The sequence below is a fragment of the Clostridium sp. genome, assembly GCF_026168755.1.
Classification (GTDB): Bacteria; Bacillota; Clostridia; order Clostridiales; family Clostridiaceae; genus Clostridium.
Window position 1 is genome coordinate 52,338 of sequence record NZ_JAPFDR010000012.1, and the last position, 19,206, is coordinate 71,543.

Genomic DNA, 19,206 nt, shown 5'->3' on the forward strand with positions numbered 1-19,206 from the left:
ATTAATAAAATGCAAAAAAATAATAAAAATGAACCCTAATGGTTAAAAAATTAACAAATATATAAAATATATAAAATGAATTTGTAAATCTTATATGAAATAACAAATAAAAAGAAACTTTACAAAAAAGTTTCTTTTTATTTGTTATTGATTGAAAAACTTAACTATTGAAAAACAGAAAGTTTTTCTATTGTTGGTATTAAATAAAAATTTATTTAATACTTTGTTCGTATTGCTCAACCATTCTCTTAACCATTTCGCCACCAACACTACCGCATTGTTTAGAAGTAAGATTACCATTGTAATCTGTAAAAGGAACTCCCATTTCATTTGCTACTTCAGTTTTAAATTTTGATAAACCACTTTTTGCCTCAGGTACTAATTTTTGTGCCATTTTAAAGTCCCTCCTAAATTTTAAAAGTTATTTTGTAAAGTAGTTATTTACTTTACACTATTATATTGTGCAAAAAAGTTTTTAATAATCTATAAAAAAGTAGGGAAACAAGGCAAAAAAGATATTTGAATAAAAGAAATGACTTTATTATTAGATGATAACAAATTAGATATAAATTGGAAACAATAAAATGATTATTAATAATCTATTAAAAAAATCTTAAATGATTATCAAAATACTAGTAGAAAATGTTTTTATTGATAAATATAACATAAATTTTTTATAAAAATATTAAATTGGTAAAAAACACAAAGAGTATAGACAAAGGAATATATTAGTGATATGATAGGCAAAGGATTGATAATTAATATCAATTACAAAGTATTTTCAAATGAATCCAATTTTCTTTTACATATAATAATAAGTCATGGAGGATAACGAATGAAAAAGAGGTATTTATTTATTGTATTAATACTATTATCAATTACATCAATATTTATTGGTGTATCAAGTATTACTATAAATGATATATTAACTTTTAATATAGATAAGATACATGTATTACTTATAAGTAGAATTCCAAGATTAATAGCAATATTAGTTGCAGGAATTGGGTTAAGTATAAGTGGTCTTATAATGCAACAAATTAGTAAAAATAAATTTGTTTCGCCAACTACAGCAGCAACAGCAGATTTCGCAAAGCTAGGAATATTATTTTGTATAATGATAATTCCTAATGCAACAACTATGGAAAAGATGATTATATCATTTGTCTTTGCTGGATTAGGAACAGTTTTATTTATGAAAATGATAAAAGCTATAAAAATAAAAAACATAGTTTTTGTACCTTTAATGGGTATGATGTTAGGTAAGATAGTTGGATCAATTACTACTTTCTTTGCTTATAAATATGATTTAGTCCAAAATATTTCATCTTGGATGGAAGGGGATATGTCATTAATAATGAAAGGGAGTTATGAGTTACTTTATTTAAGTATTCCAATGGTAGTAATAGCGTTTCTATATGCTAATAAATTTACTATAGTGGGAATGGGAGAAGACTTTGCAGTTAATTTAGGACTTAACTATAATTTTGTAGTAAATGTGGGACTAGCTATTGTTTCATTAATATGTGCAGTAACAATTATAACTGTAGGTAATATACCTTTCTTAGGACTTATTATTCCTAATATAGTTAGCTTGTATAGTGGCGATAATTTAAAGAAAACATTATATCATACAGCATTATTAGGACCTATATTTTTGCTTGTTTGTGATATTTTAGGAAGAATAATAATATTCCCATTTGAGATGTCAATAAGCTTAACAGTAGGGGGAATTGGAAGTATAATATTCCTTTATATGATAATAAGGGGGACAAAAAATGAAAACTAAAGATAAAAGAAGCATAATTATTTTATCAGTATTGGTTTTAGTATTAGTAAGTTCATTTTTATTTATTGGAGTAAATAGCATTAACTTTAAATATGCTTTATATAGAAGAATTCCTAAAATATATGCCATGATATTAACTGGTGGAGCAATAGGATTCTCATCATTAATATTTCAAACGGTAACAAATAATAGAATATTAACACCAAGTATCTTAGGAATAGATTCATTATATGTATTGCTACAAACAACTGTAGTATTTTTATTAGGATCATCTTCAGCAATAATGAGTAATGGTAATATAAATTTTATAATTTCAATAATATCAATGCTTTTATTTTCAAGTTTAATGTATAAATTTATATTTAAAAAAGGGAGTAAAAACATATTTACATTATTATTAGTTGGGGTAGTATGTGGAACTTTATTTGAAAGTCTAACTACATTTATGCAAGTTTTAATTGATCCACTAGAATTCCAAATGGTACAAGATAAAATGCAAGCTAGCTTTAATAATATAAATACAGATTTATTATTTATATCTACCATAGTAATAATTGTTTGTATAGGATATGTTTATGATTATTTAAAAATATTAGATGTTATGGCATTAGGAAGAGATGAAGCTATAAACTTAGGTGTAGATTATGACAAAATGGTAAAGAAGATATTAGTAGTTGTAGTTTTATTAACATCAGTAGCTACAGCATTAGTTGGACCAATAACATTTCTAGGTTTACTTGTAGTAAATATTGCACGACAGCTTATAATAACTTATAAACATAGTATTTTAGGTATTGCAACTATATTAATTAGTACAATAGCATTAATAGGTGGACAATTATTAGTTGAACAATTAATGGATTTTGGTGTTTCGGTAAGTGTAATAATTAATTTTGTTGGAGGAATTTATTTCATTTATTTAGTAATGAAGGAGAGAAATAGATGATAGAAGTAAAGAATATAACTAAAACTTATGGAAATAAAAAAGTAGTAGATAATGTATCTTTAAATATACAAGAAGGAAAAATAACTTCTTTCATAGGACCAAATGGAGCTGGTAAAAGTACTCTTCTTTCAATAATGAGTAGACTTTTAAAAAGAGATTCTGGAGAAGTTTTAGTTGATGGTAAAGATGTATTAAAATGGGATAATAAAGAGTTAGCTAAAAAAATAGCGATTCTAAGACAATCAAATAATATTAATATTAGGTTAACTATTAGAGAGTTGGTTAGTTTTGGTAGATTTCCTCATTCTCAAGGAAATTTAAAAGAAGAAGATTATAAATATATAGATGAAGCAATTAACTATATGCAACTTAAGGAGTTTGAGAATAGATACTTGGATGAGCTAAGTGGAGGACAAAGACAAAGAGCATATATTGCCATGGTAATAGCTCAAAATAGTGATTATATATTCTTAGATGAGCCTTTAAATAATTTAGATATGAAACATTCAGTTGAAATTATGAAAATTTTAAGAAAGCTTTGTGATGAATTGAAGAAAACAGTTGTAATAGTAATACATGATATTAACTTTGCATCTTGTTATTCAGATTATATAGTGGCTTTAAAGGATGGAAAACTTATAAAGAATGGACTTGCTGAAGAAACTATACAGAAGGAAGAACTAGAGAATATTTATGAAATAGATTTCCATATTGAAAATATTAATAACAGGAATATATGTGTATATTTCTAATAATAAAATGATTATAAAGGCAAATTTAAATTTGCCTATTATATAAAATATATAATGATAATGAATATCAATATTAAAGATGTATAAAGAGGTGGATAATAATGAAGAAAAAAACAATAATATCAATAGCAGTGTTATTAGTAGTAGTGTTAGGTATATTTGGTATTACTAAATTTGTAGGAGAAGAAGGGAATAGTGAAGGAGAAACTGTAGTAGTTACTCATGAGCTTGGAGAAACAACAGTTAATAAAAATCCTAAAAGAATAGTAGTATTTGATTATGGGATTTTAGACTCATTAGATAAATTAGGAGTTGAAGGAATAGTAGGTGTAGTTCAAAGTGGACTTCCAGATCATTTAAGTAAGTTTGCAAGCGAAGAATATTCAAGTATTGGATCTTTAAAAGAACCAGACATGGAAAAGATATTTGAATTAACTCCAGATTTAATAATAATTTCAGGAAGACAAGCTGATTACTATGAAGAATTAATAAAAATTGCACCAACAATACATTTAGGTGTAAAAAATGAAAATTATTTAGAATCATTTACAGAAAATATGAATACATTAGGTAAAATATTTGGAGAAGAAAAAGCTGTTGAGAAAGAGCTTGCAACTATAACTGAAGCAATTGAAAAATTAAATACAAAAGTTACAGAAAAAGGTGTTAATGGACTTATAGCCTTAGCTAACGATGGAGCATTTAGTGTTTATGGAGCAGAGTCAAGATTTGGAATAATACACAATAGTTTTGGAGTTACTCCAATTGATGATACTATTGAAGCTTCTACTCACGGTCAAAAGGCTTCATTTGAATATATTGTAGAAAAGAACCCTAAATATCTATTTGTTGTTGATAGAGCTGCAGTTACAGGGGGAACAACTTCAGCTAAAGAGTTATTTGAAAATGAATTAATGGCAAAAACAGATGCATATCAAAATGATAATATAGTTTACTTAGATCCAAGTATTTGGTATACTGCAACAGGTGGATTCACATCAACAATGATGATGGTAGAAGAAATAGACAATGCAATAAAATAGATTTAATAAATAAAAATAAGCTAGTTACAAATTAGTATCTAGCTTATTTTTATATGAAAAGTTATAGTGAAATATCAATTAATATAAAAATAAAATAGGTAATAAAATTAAATTTTACTAAAAACAAAGTAAAGTATGATAAAATAATAATTGATGTAGCTTTGGTTTATAATAGGTTACTTTACAAGAAAATAGTATAGGAGAATGCAGAATGGTTAAAGCGGTAGTTTTTGATTTAGATGGTACATTATTAGATACATTAGAGGATTTGGCAAATGCATGTAATTATGCATTAAAAAGTTGTGGGTTTAAAGAACATGATGTAAAAGATTATACTAGATTCGTAGGAAATGGAAGATATAAATTAATTCAACGTATAGTACCAAATAAGTATAAAAAAGATAAAAAATTAATAGATAAAGTTTTGAGATTATTTGATGAGTATTATGAAGAGCATATGGTTGATATGACAAAACCTTATGATGGTATTATAAGAATGATAGAAGAGTTAAAAAATAAAAATATAAAAATTGCAATAGTTTCAAATAAACCACATGAATTTGTAGGAGGGGTTGTTAGAAGATATTTTGGAGATGCTTTTGAAATAACATATGGGCAAAGACCAAATCATCCAACTAAGCCAGATCCTAAAACTATTTATGAAGTAATGGAATTATTAAATGTTGAAAAAAGTGAATGTATATATGTTGGTGACTCTGATGTAGATGTAAATACTGCAAAAAATGCAGGAGTTAAATCAGTTGGAGTTTCATGGGGCTTTAGAGGTGAAGGAGAGTTAAGAGAAGCTGGTGCAGATTATATAATCAAAAATCCAATTGAATTAATGGAGTTATTAATAGTATAAAAGCAAATAAATTTTTGACAAGATAGATATATGAGATTAGCTTATATATCTATTTTGCTTTTAATGTAAATGATAAAAAATATTGACAAAGTATAAAAAAAGATATATTATAAACATAATACCGATAGGAAAAGTAGGAAATTGAAGTGTTGAAAGTAGGTGAATTTATGAAAATTTCTACTAAAGGAAGATATGGAATTAGAGCTTTAATTGATTTAGTAATTAATTCTGAATGTGGAAGTGTAACTTTAAAAGCTATATCAGAACGTCAAGAAATATCTGAAAGATATCTGGAACAAATATTTTCATTACTTAGAAAATCAGGCTTAATAATAGGAAGGAAGGGAGCACAAGGGGGATACAATTTATCAAAAAGTCCCAACGAAATTACAATAGGTGAGGTTTTAAGAGCTTTAGAAGGTGAGTCCCTTCTTGTAGATATAAGTGATGATAATTCAAATGATATGGAAAGGTTTGTAAATAAAGTTATTTGGATTGAAATCAATAAAAAAATAAATGATTACTTTGATTCAATAACATTAGAATATATTGTTGAACAATATAGAAAAGAAAAAGAAGAAATTATATATTATATATAATTTAAGCTAGTATAAGTTATAAATTTGATGTAATATATATGTTGATTTTTATAAATATATAGGAGGAAAAAATGAATAATACTTTTTTATCAGATTTTATAATGATAACAAATTTTAAGACAATAGCCTTTATTATTCTTCTTGTAGTCGTGTTATTTGGAGTAAATGTTATGGCTAAAAAGAAAGTAAAGTTTTCTACAAGAATGATAGTTTCAACTATTGTAGGTTTGATATTAGGAATAATAATTCAATTAGTAGCAGGATTCCCAAATAACCCAGAGGATGTTCAGTGGATTAATGAAGTGAATAAGTGGTATGGACTTATTGGATATGGGTTTATGGACTTATTAAAAATGCTTGTAGTACCTTTAATATTTGTATCTATAATTAGAGTTATTATTAATATGAAGGCAGGAGAAAATCTTGGGAAATTAACAACTCGATCACTACTTATATTACTAGGAACAACGACTATTGCTACTATTGTTGCTATTATAGTAGGTAATTTATTTAAACTAGGAGTTTCAGCAAATGTAGTTGAGAGTACAAGTGAAATAAGAGAAATAACACCAGTAGTTGATACTTTAAGAGGATTACTTCCATCAAACCCAGTATCTGCAATGGCAGAAGGTAATGTAGTTGCAGTAGTAATTTTTGCAGCATTTATTGGTAACTCTATGAAAATATTAAATAAAAAATATAGTGATGTTATTAAGCCTGTAACTGATTTAGTTAATGGTTCTTATAAAATAATTACTAGTATTGCAATGACTGTTATAAAGTTTATGCCTTATGCAGTAGTAGCATTACTTGCTAATACAATAGCTGGAAGAGGTTTATCAGCTATAAAAGAAGTTGTTGGATTTATAGTAGCTCTATATGTAAGTATAGGTATTGTATTTATTATACATTTAATAATTATTGCAGTTTTAGGTATTAGTCCATTTAAATACTTGAAAAAAGTTATGGAACCATTGATTTTAGCTTTTACATCTCGTTCAAGTTTAGGAACATTACCAGTTACAATAGAAACATTAACTGATGGGGTTGGTGTAGATAATGGAATAGCTTCATTTGTAGGAAGTTTGGGCTCAAATATGGGGATGAATGGATGTGCAGCTATTTATCCAGCATTAATGGCTGTAACATTAGCAAACATGTCAGGAACAACAATGGATATAAGCTTCTATGGAATGCTTATAGTAATAATAGTTATTGGTTCACTAGGAATTGCAGGTTTACCAGGTAGTGCAACTATGGCAGTTTCAGTAGTTATATCAGGAATGGGCATGGGAGCATACTTCCCATTAGCAGGAGGAATAATAGCAATTGATCCTATACTAGATATGGGACGTACAATGTTAAACGTAAATGGGACAATGGTTACAGCAGTAGCTGTAGGAAAAAGTTTTAATAAAATAGATAAAGAAAAGCTAAATAAAAAGTAATGCATGAAACAAAAGTAGTTAATTTAATACTAGATAAATTAATTTAGTATAATTGGCTACTTTTTATTTAGCTAAGAAAAGGAAATAATAAGGGTATTTATATAAAATATAATAAAAATATATTCATCTATGTGAAATTTATATAAAATTTTATCACAAATTAGATAATATTTAGACTTAGTATCTTTTGATATAAACAAAAATATAGTAAAATATAATTTATTAATAATTAATAGATTTTATGAAAAAAATTTTTATTTAAAAGCAAGATATAAGTTCATCTATTCAATTAGAATCTACTCTTTTAAAGCTAAACTACTTTATTAAATTTATAACTCTGTTTTTAAAGAGATATTAAAATTAAGCATTATGATAGGAGACAAAAATATGGAATATAAAAATAAAAAATATAAAAAAAAGAAAAAAACAATTGGCTATAAAAGTAGATTATATATTGTTTCAATTATTGTATTCTGTCTATTAGCATTTCTTGTATTAAGATTAGTATGGTTAACATTAGTAAGTGGACGAGCATTAGAGGCAAAGGCAAATTCGGAATGGCAAAAGGAAATTAGTGTAACAGCTAAAAGAGGGGACATTTTAGACAGAAATGAATCAGTACTAGTATCTTCTGCTAATGTATATAGAATAGACTTTGACTTAGATTCAGTTAGGAATCATATAGAAGACAAGGATTTAACTATGGATGATATTGCAGTTGAAATTTCAGAGGTGACAGGTGTAGGGGTTGATAAAGTTCTTGAAGCGTTAAACAGAAAAAATTCAGATGGAAGTGACGCTAGTTATGCACCATTGGTTAGAGGAGTTACTAAAGCTGTTGCTGATAGTGCTGATGAATTGGGGATATATGGACTTATAGTTTCTAGAGATGTAAAAAGATATTATCCTAATGGAAACTTTTTAGCAAGTGCATTAGGTGGAATTAACTCAGAAGGAACAGGCTTAACAGGTATAGAATTACAATATGATGATTATTTAGCTGGAATTGCAGGTATGAAAATAGGATCTTATGATAGTTGGGGAAATAGGTTACCGTTTGATACATATAAGTTTACTCCAGCTATAGACGGTAGTGATGTTATAACAACAGTAGATGAAAATTTACAGTATATAGCTGAAAAAATTGCACAAAAAGGGTTAGAGGAACATAATGCTAAAGGTGTCCATGTACTTATTATGGATCCTAATAATGGAGAAGTATTAGCAATGGTAAATAAGCCAGATTATGATCCCAATAATCCATTTTCAGGATATGAAAGCTTTGAAGGTGAAACTGATAATGATAAAATACAAAATATGTGGAGGAATTGGTTAGTAAGTGATACTTTTGAGCCAGGTTCAACATTTAAAACTGTAACAATGATTGCAGCATTAGAAAAAGGTGTAGTTAGTGATTCTGATACATTTGTTTGTAATGGATCAGTTAAATTTGGAAACACTACTGTTCATTGTTGGAAGCATGAAGGACATGGTACACAAACTTTAGCAGAAGTTTTAAAGAATTCTTGTAATGTTGGAATGATGGAAATTGGTGAAAGACTTGGAATTGAAAATTTAAATGAATATATATATAAATTAGGATTTGGAAAGACAACAGGTATTGATTTACCAGGAGAAGCATCAGGAATAGTTAAATCAAGTGATACAGTATCTGCAATTGATTTAGCTACTATATCGTTTGGACAGACTAATACAGTTACAACAATGCAACTTATGACAGCATTTAATGCAATTGCAAATGGGGGAGATCTTATTCAGCCACATATAGTAAAAGAAATTTCTCGTGAAGATGAAAGTGGCAATAGAGTTATTGATGAAACTATAAAACCAACAATAAAGAAAGATGTATTATCTGATGAGAGTACAGCTTTACTTAGAAGTTATTTAGAGAGAACAGTTACTAAAGATGGACCTGATGGAGCCTTTGTACAAGGTTATAATATAGGAGGAAAGACAGGAACGGCTCAAAAGGTTGATCCTACAACTGGAACATATTCAACAGATAAATATATATCATCGATGATTGCTTTAGCGCCAGTAGAAAATCCACAAATAACAGTATTTATAGCAGTAGATGAACCAAGTAATGGAGCTTATTATGGTGGGGAAGTTGCTGCTCCATTAATGAAGGAATTATTCGAAGAAGTATTTAAATATATGGATTCACCACTTGCTAAGAAAAGATTTTCTATTTATAAAAATGTAATAATTCCAGATGTAAGAGGAAAATCTATTGAAGAAGCAAAAGAAATATTAAAGGAAAATGGTTTGGAAGCTGAAGTTAAGGGAAATGGAAAAACTATTATTTCAATGGATTCTTATCCAGGTTCAACAGTAAAAGAAGGAACTACTATTTCCATTACAGCTAAAGACAGTGGACAAGTGGAAAAAGAAATTATAATGCCAGATTTGAAAGGGACTACTGAGGAGTTTGCAACTTCTGTTTTAGATAATCTTGGATTGGTATATGAATTTAAAGGAGAGGGAATTGTTGATTCTCAAGGTATAGCTAATGGAAATAAAGTTGTAAAAGGAACAAAAGTTACAATAACATTAAAAAAAGAATATGAATATTAAATATTGTATACTGGAGAAAAGAATATGAATAGTAATGCTAAAAGGTTAAAAAAAGGAAAGAGTGGGAAAAAATTAAAAAGAAAGTCTAAGATAAACTCTGTAAATCCATATATACTATATTCTGTATTAGCACTTGTTGCAATAGGAATAATTATGGTATTTTCAGCAAGTTATTATGATGCACTTTATAAACATAAAGATGTATTCTATTTTTTGAAAAAAGAACTTACATGGGCTCCTATAGGCTTAGTAGCATTAGTAGTTATGATGTTAATAGATTATCATACATGGAAGAGATTTACGGTAGGTGCATACTTAGTTACAGTAGTAGCTTTAGTAGCAGTTTTGCTTGTGGGAAGTAATATCAATGGTGCTACACGTTGGTTAAGGATTGCTGGGGTTTCCTTTCAACCATCAGAGCTTGCCAAATATGTTATAGTTTTTTTCTTGGCAATGATGATAGATAAGTATGGGGGAGTAAGTAAAACTTGGAAGGTTCCATTAGTATATTTAGGTTCAGCAGCTTTATTTGCTGGCTTAGTATATAAAGAAAATAATTTAAGTATTGCATCTATTATAATGTTTGTTGCATTTATAATGATTTTTGTATCAGGGATGAGTTTTAAGCAAACAGTTGCTTTAATAGGTATTGGTGGAGTTGCAGGAACTATAGGTATTTTTAGTTCGGATTACAGAACGGAGAGATTTGTAAGTTTTTTAAATCCTTGGAAATATGCTAACGATGAAGGGTACCAATTAATACATTCTCTTTATGCTATAGGTTCAGGAGGATTATTTGGTGTAGGCTTAGGAAATTCAAAGCAAAAAGCTTTATATATGCCTGAGCCACATAATGATTTTATATTTGCTATAATAGGTGAAGAGTTAGGACTTATTGGATGTATTGTAGTTATTTCAATATTTGTAATATTAATAGTAGCAGGAATAAAAGTAGCATCCAGGGCAAAGGATAGATATGGTAAGCTTTTAGCAACAGGAATTATTTCGGTTATTGCAGTACAAGCTATAATTAATATTGCTGTTGTTACAGGAAGTATGCCTGTTACAGGTGTTCCGTTACCTTTTATAAGTTATGGAGGAACTTCATTAGTATTTAATTTGGCTGCCATGGGAGTATTGTTAAATATATCAAGACAGTGCAAAAGTCCTAAGGATGAAATTGAAGAAAGAATAATAAAAAGTAAAATGAATATTTAATAAAGAGGTTGTGAAAGCAGCCTCTTTATTTTGTATAACAAGAAATATTTATCGTATAACAATAAATATTTCTTGATTTAATATAAAGTGTAATATAAAATATTTATGAGGTGATTAAGATTGAAGAATAATATATTCAGAAAAATATTATATATACTGTCAGTTTTAGCAGTTTGTATTACAGGAATTGGAGGAGTATGTATACCTTGGATTACTAGGTGGTACTATTTAAACTTTGCTACTACAGAAGTGCCAAGATTTATAAGTACATTTTTGTTTATAACAGTAATTCCTTTTTTACTTTTATTAATTGAGGTTATGAAGTTATCTAAAAGTTTACTTAATGATACATATTTAAATATAAATACATTAAAAAGATTAAAGAGAATAAGTATTTATTCTTTAATTGAGTTTGTTATTTATTTAATAGGAATTATATTTATTTATCGCAATTTGGTATTTATTGTAGTTACTATTGCAACTTTAATGGTTTTTATTATTACATCAGTAGTTAGAGAGCTTATAGTAAAAGGAATAGAGTTAAAAGAAGAGATTGACTTAACAATTTAAGGAGAGCAAACTAAATGATTATTGTAAATTTAGATGTTATGATGGCAAAGAGAAAGATGAGTGCAACAGAACTTTCAGAGAAAGTTGGAATAACTATGGCAAATCTATCAATACTCAAGAATAACAAAGCAAAGGCAATTAGATTTTCAACTTTAGATGCTATTTGTAAGGCTTTAGATTGTCAGCCAGGAGATATTTTAGAGTATAGAAGTGATGAGGAGTAATTGAAAATGAGAAATGGGAGAAAAAAGTATTTAAAGTATATATGGACAATAGCTTTAAGTTTAGAAGTAATTCTATACTTGATATTTTATTTGTTTAGATTAAAGATATGTTTATTTAATATTGGTCCTAATATTATTGTTTTAGGATTATTAATGCTTATTTTAATATTACCTATGATGTTTTTTGATTATAACAATAAAACATTGGTAAAAGTTATATATAATTTAGCTATTGTTATATTAACTCCTATGATTATTTTTGGCTATATAATGCTTTACAGTGAATATAGGTATTTTACTTTTAAATCTCCTAATAAAGTAAATACTTTAGTTGTTGAAGAAAAGACATTTCTTTTATCAGGATGGAGTGATGTTTATGAGAAAAAGTATGGAATATTTATTAAGCAGATAGAGGGTGAAATTTCAAATGATGATGGATTTAGACCTTTTTCAAATGAAGCATATAAACTTCAGTGGATTAATGAGAATACAGTAATTATTAATTATAGCTTTGGATTAGGAGGAGGTTGGGAAAGTGAAGTAATAAACTTTAAATAATATAAAGGTTGAATTTATATATTCGATTTTCGATGATAGTTTATTTTATATAGTACTATCTAAAATAAATGAAGAGTAATGTTATTGAAATTGATTTATATTGGAAAAAAACAAAAAAGAGAAAAGTTATAGAGGAAATAGATATTAAGAAGTATTTAGCAAGCGTAATTTCTGTTTTTGTTAAGAGTAAAATCAATATTAGGAAATAAGGAGAGTATTAATTGGGGATTGAGAATAAAAGGAAAAACAATAAGAAGTTTATTTTAAGTATTTTTATGACATTATTTTTAAGTGTATTTGCAGTTCATTTATTTGTAGAATCTAAGTTGTCAAAAAATGATTTTCGGTTATTATCAATATGGATTAATACTATATTATTTACAGCTTTAATTACATTTATTTTTATAGTACTTATCATTATATCCTTTATAAGAGTGTTATTAAAAAAGAAAAAATATTATTGGAGATTAGTAAGTATAATAGGAACAATTACAGTTATTATGTTAATATCATCTGTAATAATAACAAAAGAACAAAAGCGTTATTTTCATGCAATTAATATGAATTGGAATCTGGATTTGCCGAGAAATTACGAAGAAATTTATTATAAAGATAGTGGTCCAAGTTTTAATGGTGATGGTGAAAGATACTCTATATTTAAGTATGAAAATTTAGAAGAAATTAATGATGTAATAGATTGGCAAGATAAAAATAATAGTATAGAAATTAATATGGTAAGGATATTAAAAAAATTAAAGGTGCCTGAAGAGAATTATCCTAATTATAATAGTAATTTTAAATACTACTATTGTATGAAAGAAGATAACTCTAAAATATATATGATTTTAGATATTAATTTAAATAAAATTTATATTGTAGAAGATATATTTTAAGAAAAAGTATGAGGGGTAAGTATATGAATGAGGATAATAAAATAATAAAAAAATTAAAATTCAATCAACTATAGCATTTATATTAGGGTTACTTATATTAGGTCTTCTTATAGGAGGAATTATATTTCTAAAGGAGTTTTTTAGTCCAAGTAAAGAGCTAATATCAACATGGAAAGTACGATTTTAGAAATGAGTAAATTAGTATCGTAACTTTTAAAAATAAAGAAGTATAAAATTTAGTAAAGAAAACATTAGAAGAGATAAAAAGTGGAGTGGAAGCACTATGAACATTTTTAAATTATTAAATAATGATATTCAAGACTTAAGTGAAGAAGAAAGAATATTTGCAGAAAGTTTTAATGAAGCATTAAGAAATAATATAATAGATGCTTTAGTCGAGTATGAAATAGAAGAGCTTATTAAACAATTAAAAGATGATGAAGAGAGTTTTAGAGATAAGTTATCAGATATTTTTATAAATGGTAAAAAGGGATATAATAAAATGCCCACTAAAACCCTAATTGATATATTCCTTGATAAAAAGGATGAAGGTGAATTTATAAATTTAATTGAAAGTATAAGTAGTTTTTAAAAAATGGAGGAAAGAATATGATAAAGGAGTTTAAAATAGATTACTTAGATGAGATAATGAAAATTTGGCTTGAAACTAATATAAATGCTCATGATTTTATAAAAAAAGAGTATTGGATTAATAATTTTGATTTAGTTAAAAATTTATTACCTGATGCTAAGGTTTATATATTTCAGGAAAATAATATTATAAAAGGATTTATAGGGATTATTGAAGATGGATACATTGCAGGTCTTTTTGTAAAAGAGGAATATCAAAGAGAAGGAATTGGTAAAAAATTAATAGAGTATATTAAGCTTAAATATAAACAACTTAAATTAGATGTTTATGCTAAGAATGAAAACGCAATAAATTTTTATCTTAAAAATAATTTTAAAATAGTAAATGAAAAAAATAATGAAGATACAAACGAACTAGAATATGAGATGGTTTTTAGTTAAAAGCTAAATTAACAAAGGGCGGTTTTACCGTCCTTTATAGTTTTGTATAAAGAAATTATAAAAAGAGATAAAATTAAAGTAAAAATATATATAATTAAAGTTACTATAGTAGAAATATTTGAAAATAAGATGGATAGAATATTAGTATAGTATTAAATTAGCATGGAAAACTAAAGTTGAGGTGTGTAATATGAAAATATTAGTAATGACATTAGAATTTAGAGCAGGGTGGGTAAAGTCATTAAAGGAAAAAAGAATGATAGTATTAAGCTTAACTAAACGTCTTTCAAATAAATTTAATGTATCAGTTTCAGAAGTTGATCATCAAGATATTCATGAGGAAATTGTTATAGGAATTACATCAGTAGCTACTACAAAAGAAGTATTATATTCTTTAAAGGAAAAAATACTAGATTTTGTGGAAGATAATACTGATGCAGAATTAGTAAAAATAGATGAAGAGGTTATTGATTATTAAAAATAAGTTTTTTTCATAATTTAGAAAAATAATTTATAAAAGAAAAAATAATAACTTTACAATAAAAAACTTTAAAAGGAATTATTGACAAAGTAGTTAAATTGATATATATTTATATCAATGACACAGAACAAGTAAATATTATATCTTATCAAGAGTGGTGGAGGGACTGGCCCTATGAAACCCGGCAACCTATAAGTAATTAAGAAAGTAAGATTTCACTTAGTGAAAATTTAAATTAACTATTTAAATTTTAAAGCTTAATAGCCGTAGGCTACTTAAATAGTGAAAAATCTTAACGAGCGTAAGCGTCTTAATTATTTTATGTGGTGCTAATTCCTGCAGTTTTTAACTGAGTGATGAGAGAGTAAATTAATATGTGATTTTTATACGCACTTGAGTTTATTCTCTAGTGCGTTTTTTTATTACTAAAATAAGGAGGAGATACCATGATTAAAATAAATAATGTGTATAAGAGTTTTAATGATGTAGAAGTTTTAAAAGATATAACCTTAGAAATAAAAAAAGGAGAAGTCTTTGGATTAGTTGGACATAGTGGTGCTGGAAAATCTACATTATTAAGATGTATAAATGGTTTAGAAACATATGATGAAGGAAGCATATTAGTAAATGAAGATCAAGAAGTGAAGGCAGTGGGAAATAAATCCATAAGAAGTTTTAGGAAAAGCTTGGGGATGATATTTCAACATTTTTCGTTGCTTGAAAGAAGAAATGTATATGATAATGTAGCTTTACCATTAGAATGTTGGGGATATTCTAAAGCTGATATAGATAAAAGAGTTTCAGAACTTTTAGAATTAGTTGGTTTATCTGATAAGAAAAAGAGTAAACCAAGAGAATTAAGTGGTGGGCAAAAGCAAAGAGTTGCAATAGCAAGAGCACTAGCTTTAAATCCTAATATTCTTTTATGTGATGAAGCTACATCAGCATTAGATCCAAATACAACAAAATCTATTTTAGCTTTATTAAGAGATATTAATGAAAAGTTAGGTATTACAATAATTATTGTTACACATCAAATGGAAGTTGTAAAAGAGATTTGTCAACGAGTAGCTATTATGGAAGGGGGAGAAGTAATAGCAGTTGGGAAAACAGAAGAGTTGTTCCTAAAAAATTCTAAGGCATTAAAAGATTTAATTGGTGAAGAAGAGATATTACCAAATGAAGGAATTAATATTAGATTATTCTTTCCAAAGGATAATTCAAATGATAGCATAATTACGGCAATGGCAAGAGAACTAAATATAGATTTTTCTATAGTATGGGGTAAATTAGAGAGATTTAGAGATGATGTTTTAGGTTCATTAGTTATTAATATAAAAGAAAATCAAAAAGATAAAGTTATAAAATACTTAACATCTAAAAATATGCCATGGGAGGTGATATAAAATGGAGAAGTTTTTAAGTTTTTTTACTGATATATTAATAGAAGCGTTAGGACAAACTATATATATGGTTGGTATATCAACTATATTAGCTACATTAATTGGTTTTATATTAGCAATTATATTAGTTGTAACTGATGAAGGAGGATTGCAACCTAATAAAATCATTAATTCAATTTTGGGATTTATAGTTAATACTTTAAGAAGTTTTCCGTTTATAATTTTAGTTGTAGCTATTATTCCATTAACTAGAGCTATAGTTGGAAAAAGTATAGGAGAAACGGCAGCACTAGTTCCTTTAACCATAGGGGCAGCTCCATTTATTGCAAGAGTAATAGAAGGAGCTTTAAAGGAAGTTGATAAGGGGCTAATTGAGGCTGCAAAATCTTTTGGGGCTTCAGATTTTCAAATAATTTTTAAAGTTATGGTCAAAGAAGCAATGCCTTCGATTATATCAGGTATAACATTATCTATAATATCAATAATTGGATATTCTGCAATGGCAGGGGCAGTCGGAGCAGGTGGAGTTGGAGCGGTAGCTTTAACTTATGGATATCAAAGATTTGATAATGCAGTAATGACATATACAGTAATAACACTTATAATAATTGTTCAATTACTACAAGGGGCAGGTAATTTAGCGTATAGGAAACTAAAATAATAAAAGCAATAAGTAATAACTAAGGGGATTAATATACAGAGAGTTATAAAAAGTTTAGAAGTTTAAATTAAAGTAATTTAAAAGTTAAATAAAGTAAAAGTTTTATGTATTAAAGTAATTAGGGGGAAACAAAAATGAAATTAAAAAAAATATTAGCAATAGCATTAAGCGGAGTTTTAGCATTATCAATAGTTGGTTGTGGAAGTAAAGGGGATACTTCTTCAAAAGATGATAAGAAAATTGTAGTTGGAGCCACAGCAGTACCACATGCAGAGATTTTAGAATATATAAAACCATTATTAGAAGAGAAAGGGTATGAACTTGAAGTTAAAACATTTGATGACTATTCTTTATTAAATCCTGCAGTTGATGAAGGATCTTTAGATGCAAACTTTTTTCAACATATACCTTATTTACAAGAATCAGTTGATGCAAAAGGATATGATTTAGATTATACAGTTAAAGTTCATATAGAACCAATGGCATTATATTCAAAAAAGGTTTCAGATATTTCAGATATAGCTGATAGGGCTGAAATTGCGGTGCCCAATGATCCATCTAATGAAGCAAGAGCATTACAATTATTAGCTGATAATGGCTTAATAAAATTAAATGATACTGAATTACCTACAGTTAAAGATATAACTGAAAATCCTAAGAATTTAAAAATTACAGAATTACAAGCAGAACAATTACCAAGAGTTTTAGAAGATGTTGAAGCAGCTGTAATTAATACAAATTGGGCATTACAAGCAGAGTTAAATCCAGTAAAAGATTCTTTAGCTATTGAATCTGGTGATTCACCATATGCTAATATTTTAGTTGTTAAGAAAGAAAATAAAGATAGTGATAAAATTAAAGTATTATCTGAAACATTAACTTCAGAGGATGTTAGAAAGGTTATTGAAGAAAAATATGATGGAAGTGTAATTCCAGCTTTTTAGTATAAACAATTTTTAAAAAGTGAAGATAGTATATTAGGGTCATTGCATGTATAAGGCAATGACCTTAATCTTTATATTTTATTGATGGGAAATACTACCTTTAAAAATTTTAGTATATGAAGTATACTGTATATTATGTATAAATGATATAGAAAAATATTACATATATAAATATTAAAGAGGAGAAAGGGACAAGCTATGAATATTTCGAATATTAATGTTGGGTTAACTGGAGAAGATTTATTAAGTATATATAATGATTTTGTATCAATAAAAGAACTTAATATAGAGAATATAGAAATAAAAGAAGATATAAGGATAATAGGTTCATTTACTAAAGGTATTGTTATAAAGTTTGAGTGTAGGTTTAAACTAATTTCTATGGAAGATGGATTAATAAAAGGAGAAGTTACAGGATTTAAGATTCTTAATATAGGAATAGCATCATTTTTAAGAAAAATTGCATTGAAATTTGCATTAAAATCTTTAGGTGATATGGGAATAAGCTATAAGGATGGTAAAGTTATAATACAGTATAAATATTTATTAAAGGATATTCCATATGTAGATTTTGATATTCATAGTATATATTGTACATATGGAGCTCTAAATGTAGAATTAAGAAATATACAGTTATCTTTAGCTGGAGAATTAAAGAAGGAAATAGAGCTTATAAACTTTGAAAAAGAAAATAAGGTTGAGTTTGACAAAGAGGAAATAAATAAGACTGAAGATTGTTATACTAAAGGAAGAGAAAAAGTCGGTGGCAAGTTACCAGAAAAAGCTAAAAAGTATAAGGATTATATATTCCTGTTGCCGGATATAGCTGCCTTAATATATAGATTACTTAAAGATAAGAGAGTAAGTATGAAAACTAAGCTTGTTATATCAGCAGCAGTTGCATATATTACAGTTCCAAGTGATTTAATACCAGATAAAGTGCCATTTGTAGGTAAAATTGATGATATAGCAATTGGAATATTTGCATTAAATGTTATAATGACAGATGTTCCATTAAATATAATAATGGAAAATTGGCAAGGAAATAATGATATATTAATAGTTGTTAAGAGTGCAATAGAATATGCAACTAACTTTACTGGTGCTAAAAATATAGATAGTATTTATAGAGTGATGGAAGAGGTTTTATCAGTTTAAAAATAAAAGGATTAACAAATGAGA

The 19,206-nt window shown here is 26.9% G+C and carries 21 protein-coding genes and 1 riboswitch; of the genes, 20 read left to right on the top strand and 1 reads right to left on the bottom strand.

Annotated features, from left to right (window positions below; genetic code table 11):
* Nucleotides 1–211: 211 nt before the first annotated feature.
* Nucleotides 212–394, bottom strand: coding sequence for an alpha/beta-type small acid-soluble spore protein (locus Q0Y03_RS06750; protein ID WP_297713085.1), 183 nt, complete (start codon nucleotides 392–394; stop codon nucleotides 212–214).
* Nucleotides 395–835: 441 nt separating this feature from the next.
* Between Q0Y03_RS06750 and Q0Y03_RS06755 the strand changes: the two genes are divergently transcribed.
* The 20 genes from Q0Y03_RS06755 to Q0Y03_RS06850 all read left to right on the top strand — a co-directional run bounded on the left by Q0Y03_RS06755 (nucleotide 836) and on the right by Q0Y03_RS06850 (nucleotide 19,182).
* Nucleotides 836–1,789, top strand: a complete 954-nt coding sequence (locus Q0Y03_RS06755; RefSeq protein WP_297713086.1) for an iron chelate uptake ABC transporter family permease subunit — start codon at nucleotides 836–838, stop codon at nucleotides 1,787–1,789.
* Nucleotides 1,779–2,735, top strand: a complete 957-nt coding sequence (locus Q0Y03_RS06760) for an iron chelate uptake ABC transporter family permease subunit (protein ID WP_297713087.1) — start codon at nucleotides 1,779–1,781, stop codon at nucleotides 2,733–2,735. Before Q0Y03_RS06755 ends, Q0Y03_RS06760 begins: the two co-directional genes overlap by 11 nt.
* Nucleotides 2,732–3,487, top strand: coding sequence for an ABC transporter ATP-binding protein (locus tag Q0Y03_RS06765; protein ID WP_297713088.1), 756 nt, complete (start codon nucleotides 2,732–2,734; stop codon nucleotides 3,485–3,487). The genes Q0Y03_RS06760 and Q0Y03_RS06765 overlap by 4 nt, the downstream gene beginning before the upstream one ends.
* A gap of 101 nt (nucleotides 3,488–3,588) precedes the next feature.
* Nucleotides 3,589–4,530 (top strand): siderophore ABC transporter substrate-binding protein, encoded by a 942-nt coding sequence (locus Q0Y03_RS06770; RefSeq protein ID WP_297713089.1) that lies wholly within the window; start codon nucleotides 3,589–3,591, stop codon nucleotides 4,528–4,530.
* A 211-nt stretch (nucleotides 4,531–4,741) separates the two neighbouring features.
* A complete protein-coding gene (locus tag Q0Y03_RS06775; RefSeq protein WP_297713090.1) occupies nucleotides 4,742–5,395 on the top strand; it encodes an HAD family hydrolase in 654 nt (217 codons plus the stop codon).
* A gap of 167 nt (nucleotides 5,396–5,562) precedes the next feature.
* Nucleotides 5,563–5,994: an Rrf2 family transcriptional regulator gene (locus Q0Y03_RS06780; protein WP_297713091.1), complete on the top strand. Its 432-nt coding sequence runs from the start codon at nucleotides 5,563–5,565 to the stop codon at nucleotides 5,992–5,994.
* 71 nt (nucleotides 5,995–6,065) lie between these two features.
* Entirely contained in the window at nucleotides 6,066–7,442 is a 1,377-nt protein-coding gene (locus Q0Y03_RS06785; protein WP_297713092.1) for a cation:dicarboxylase symporter family transporter, read from the top strand.
* A 387-nt stretch (nucleotides 7,443–7,829) separates the two neighbouring features.
* Entirely contained in the window at nucleotides 7,830–10,040 is a 2,211-nt protein-coding gene (locus Q0Y03_RS06790) for a stage V sporulation protein D (protein ID WP_297713093.1), read from the top strand.
* A gap of 24 nt (nucleotides 10,041–10,064) precedes the next feature.
* Complete coding sequence (gene ftsW, locus Q0Y03_RS06795; protein WP_297713094.1) at nucleotides 10,065–11,258, top strand: putative lipid II flippase FtsW; 1,194 nt, start codon at nucleotides 10,065–10,067, stop codon at nucleotides 11,256–11,258.
* Nucleotides 11,259–11,378: 120 nt separating this feature from the next.
* The gene (locus Q0Y03_RS06800; RefSeq protein ID WP_297713095.1) at nucleotides 11,379–11,828 is read left to right on the top strand and encodes a DUF2975 domain-containing protein; all 450 of its coding nucleotides are present in this window, start codon (nucleotides 11,379–11,381) and stop codon (nucleotides 11,826–11,828) included.
* A gap of 14 nt (nucleotides 11,829–11,842) precedes the next feature.
* Nucleotides 11,843–12,052 carry a helix-turn-helix transcriptional regulator gene (locus Q0Y03_RS06805; protein WP_133015887.1) on the top strand — a complete coding sequence of 70 codons (210 nt, stop codon included), beginning with the start codon at nucleotides 11,843–11,845 and terminating at the stop codon, nucleotides 12,050–12,052.
* A 6-nt stretch (nucleotides 12,053–12,058) separates the two neighbouring features.
* A complete protein-coding gene (locus Q0Y03_RS06810) occupies nucleotides 12,059–12,610 on the top strand; it encodes a hypothetical protein (protein WP_297713096.1) in 552 nt (183 codons plus the stop codon).
* 221 nt (nucleotides 12,611–12,831) lie between these two features.
* Nucleotides 12,832–13,503 carry a hypothetical protein gene (locus Q0Y03_RS06815; RefSeq protein ID WP_297713097.1) on the top strand — a complete coding sequence of 224 codons (672 nt, stop codon included), beginning with the start codon at nucleotides 12,832–12,834 and terminating at the stop codon, nucleotides 13,501–13,503.
* A gap of 283 nt (nucleotides 13,504–13,786) precedes the next feature.
* On the top strand, nucleotides 13,787–14,095 hold the full coding sequence (locus Q0Y03_RS06820; RefSeq protein ID WP_297713098.1) for a hypothetical protein: 309 nt from the start codon (nucleotides 13,787–13,789) through the stop codon (nucleotides 14,093–14,095).
* Between the two features lie 17 nt (nucleotides 14,096–14,112).
* Complete coding sequence (locus Q0Y03_RS06825) at nucleotides 14,113–14,535, top strand: N-acetyltransferase (RefSeq protein WP_297713099.1); 423 nt, start codon at nucleotides 14,113–14,115, stop codon at nucleotides 14,533–14,535.
* Between the two features lie 190 nt (nucleotides 14,536–14,725).
* Complete coding sequence (locus Q0Y03_RS06830) at nucleotides 14,726–15,013, top strand: DUF503 domain-containing protein (protein WP_297713100.1); 288 nt, start codon at nucleotides 14,726–14,728, stop codon at nucleotides 15,011–15,013.
* A 145-nt stretch (nucleotides 15,014–15,158) separates the two neighbouring features.
* A riboswitch (SAM riboswitch) is annotated at nucleotides 15,159–15,379 on the top strand.
* An 83-nt stretch (nucleotides 15,380–15,462) separates the two neighbouring features.
* A complete protein-coding gene (locus Q0Y03_RS06835) occupies nucleotides 15,463–16,422 on the top strand; it encodes a methionine ABC transporter ATP-binding protein (protein WP_297713101.1) in 960 nt (319 codons plus the stop codon).
* Between the two features lies 1 nt (nucleotide 16,423).
* Entirely contained in the window at nucleotides 16,424–17,080 is a 657-nt protein-coding gene (locus tag Q0Y03_RS06840) for a methionine ABC transporter permease (RefSeq protein WP_297713102.1), read from the top strand.
* Nucleotides 17,081–17,214: 134 nt separating this feature from the next.
* Nucleotides 17,215–18,024 carry a MetQ/NlpA family ABC transporter substrate-binding protein gene (locus tag Q0Y03_RS06845; RefSeq protein WP_297713103.1) on the top strand — a complete coding sequence of 270 codons (810 nt, stop codon included), beginning with the start codon at nucleotides 17,215–17,217 and terminating at the stop codon, nucleotides 18,022–18,024.
* Nucleotides 18,025–18,222: 198 nt separating this feature from the next.
* A complete protein-coding gene (locus tag Q0Y03_RS06850; RefSeq protein ID WP_297713104.1) occupies nucleotides 18,223–19,182 on the top strand; it encodes a YkvA family protein in 960 nt (319 codons plus the stop codon).
* The last annotated feature ends 24 nt before the right edge of the window (nucleotides 19,183–19,206 follow it).

Coding starts and splice junctions, on each gene's coding strand:
- Q0Y03_RS06750 (WP_297713085.1), bottom strand. CDS start 394: ATGGCACAAAAATTAGTACCTGAGGCAAAAAGTGGTTTATCAAAATTT.
- Q0Y03_RS06755 (WP_297713086.1), top strand. CDS start 836: ATGAAAAAGAGGTATTTATTTATTGTATTAATACTATTATCAATTACA.
- Q0Y03_RS06760 (WP_297713087.1), top strand. CDS start 1,779: ATGAAAACTAAAGATAAAAGAAGCATAATTATTTTATCAGTATTGGTT.
- Q0Y03_RS06765 (WP_297713088.1), top strand. CDS start 2,732: ATGATAGAAGTAAAGAATATAACTAAAACTTATGGAAATAAAAAAGTA.
- Q0Y03_RS06770 (WP_297713089.1), top strand. CDS start 3,589: ATGAAGAAAAAAACAATAATATCAATAGCAGTGTTATTAGTAGTAGTG.
- Q0Y03_RS06775 (WP_297713090.1), top strand. CDS start 4,742: ATGGTTAAAGCGGTAGTTTTTGATTTAGATGGTACATTATTAGATACA.
- Q0Y03_RS06780 (WP_297713091.1), top strand. CDS start 5,563: ATGAAAATTTCTACTAAAGGAAGATATGGAATTAGAGCTTTAATTGAT.
- Q0Y03_RS06785 (WP_297713092.1), top strand. CDS start 6,066: ATGAATAATACTTTTTTATCAGATTTTATAATGATAACAAATTTTAAG.
- Q0Y03_RS06790 (WP_297713093.1), top strand. CDS start 7,830: ATGGAATATAAAAATAAAAAATATAAAAAAAAGAAAAAAACAATTGGC.
- ftsW (WP_297713094.1), top strand. CDS start 10,065: ATGAATAGTAATGCTAAAAGGTTAAAAAAAGGAAAGAGTGGGAAAAAA.
- Q0Y03_RS06805 (WP_133015887.1), top strand. CDS start 11,843: ATGATTATTGTAAATTTAGATGTTATGATGGCAAAGAGAAAGATGAGT.
- Q0Y03_RS06810 (WP_297713096.1), top strand. CDS start 12,059: ATGAGAAATGGGAGAAAAAAGTATTTAAAGTATATATGGACAATAGCT.
- Q0Y03_RS06820 (WP_297713098.1), top strand. CDS start 13,787: ATGAACATTTTTAAATTATTAAATAATGATATTCAAGACTTAAGTGAA.
- Q0Y03_RS06825 (WP_297713099.1), top strand. CDS start 14,113: ATGATAAAGGAGTTTAAAATAGATTACTTAGATGAGATAATGAAAATT.
- Q0Y03_RS06830 (WP_297713100.1), top strand. CDS start 14,726: ATGAAAATATTAGTAATGACATTAGAATTTAGAGCAGGGTGGGTAAAG.
- Q0Y03_RS06835 (WP_297713101.1), top strand. CDS start 15,463: ATGATTAAAATAAATAATGTGTATAAGAGTTTTAATGATGTAGAAGTT.
- Q0Y03_RS06840 (WP_297713102.1), top strand. CDS start 16,424: ATGGAGAAGTTTTTAAGTTTTTTTACTGATATATTAATAGAAGCGTTA.
- Q0Y03_RS06845 (WP_297713103.1), top strand. CDS start 17,215: ATGAAATTAAAAAAAATATTAGCAATAGCATTAAGCGGAGTTTTAGCA.
- Q0Y03_RS06850 (WP_297713104.1), top strand. CDS start 18,223: ATGAATATTTCGAATATTAATGTTGGGTTAACTGGAGAAGATTTATTA.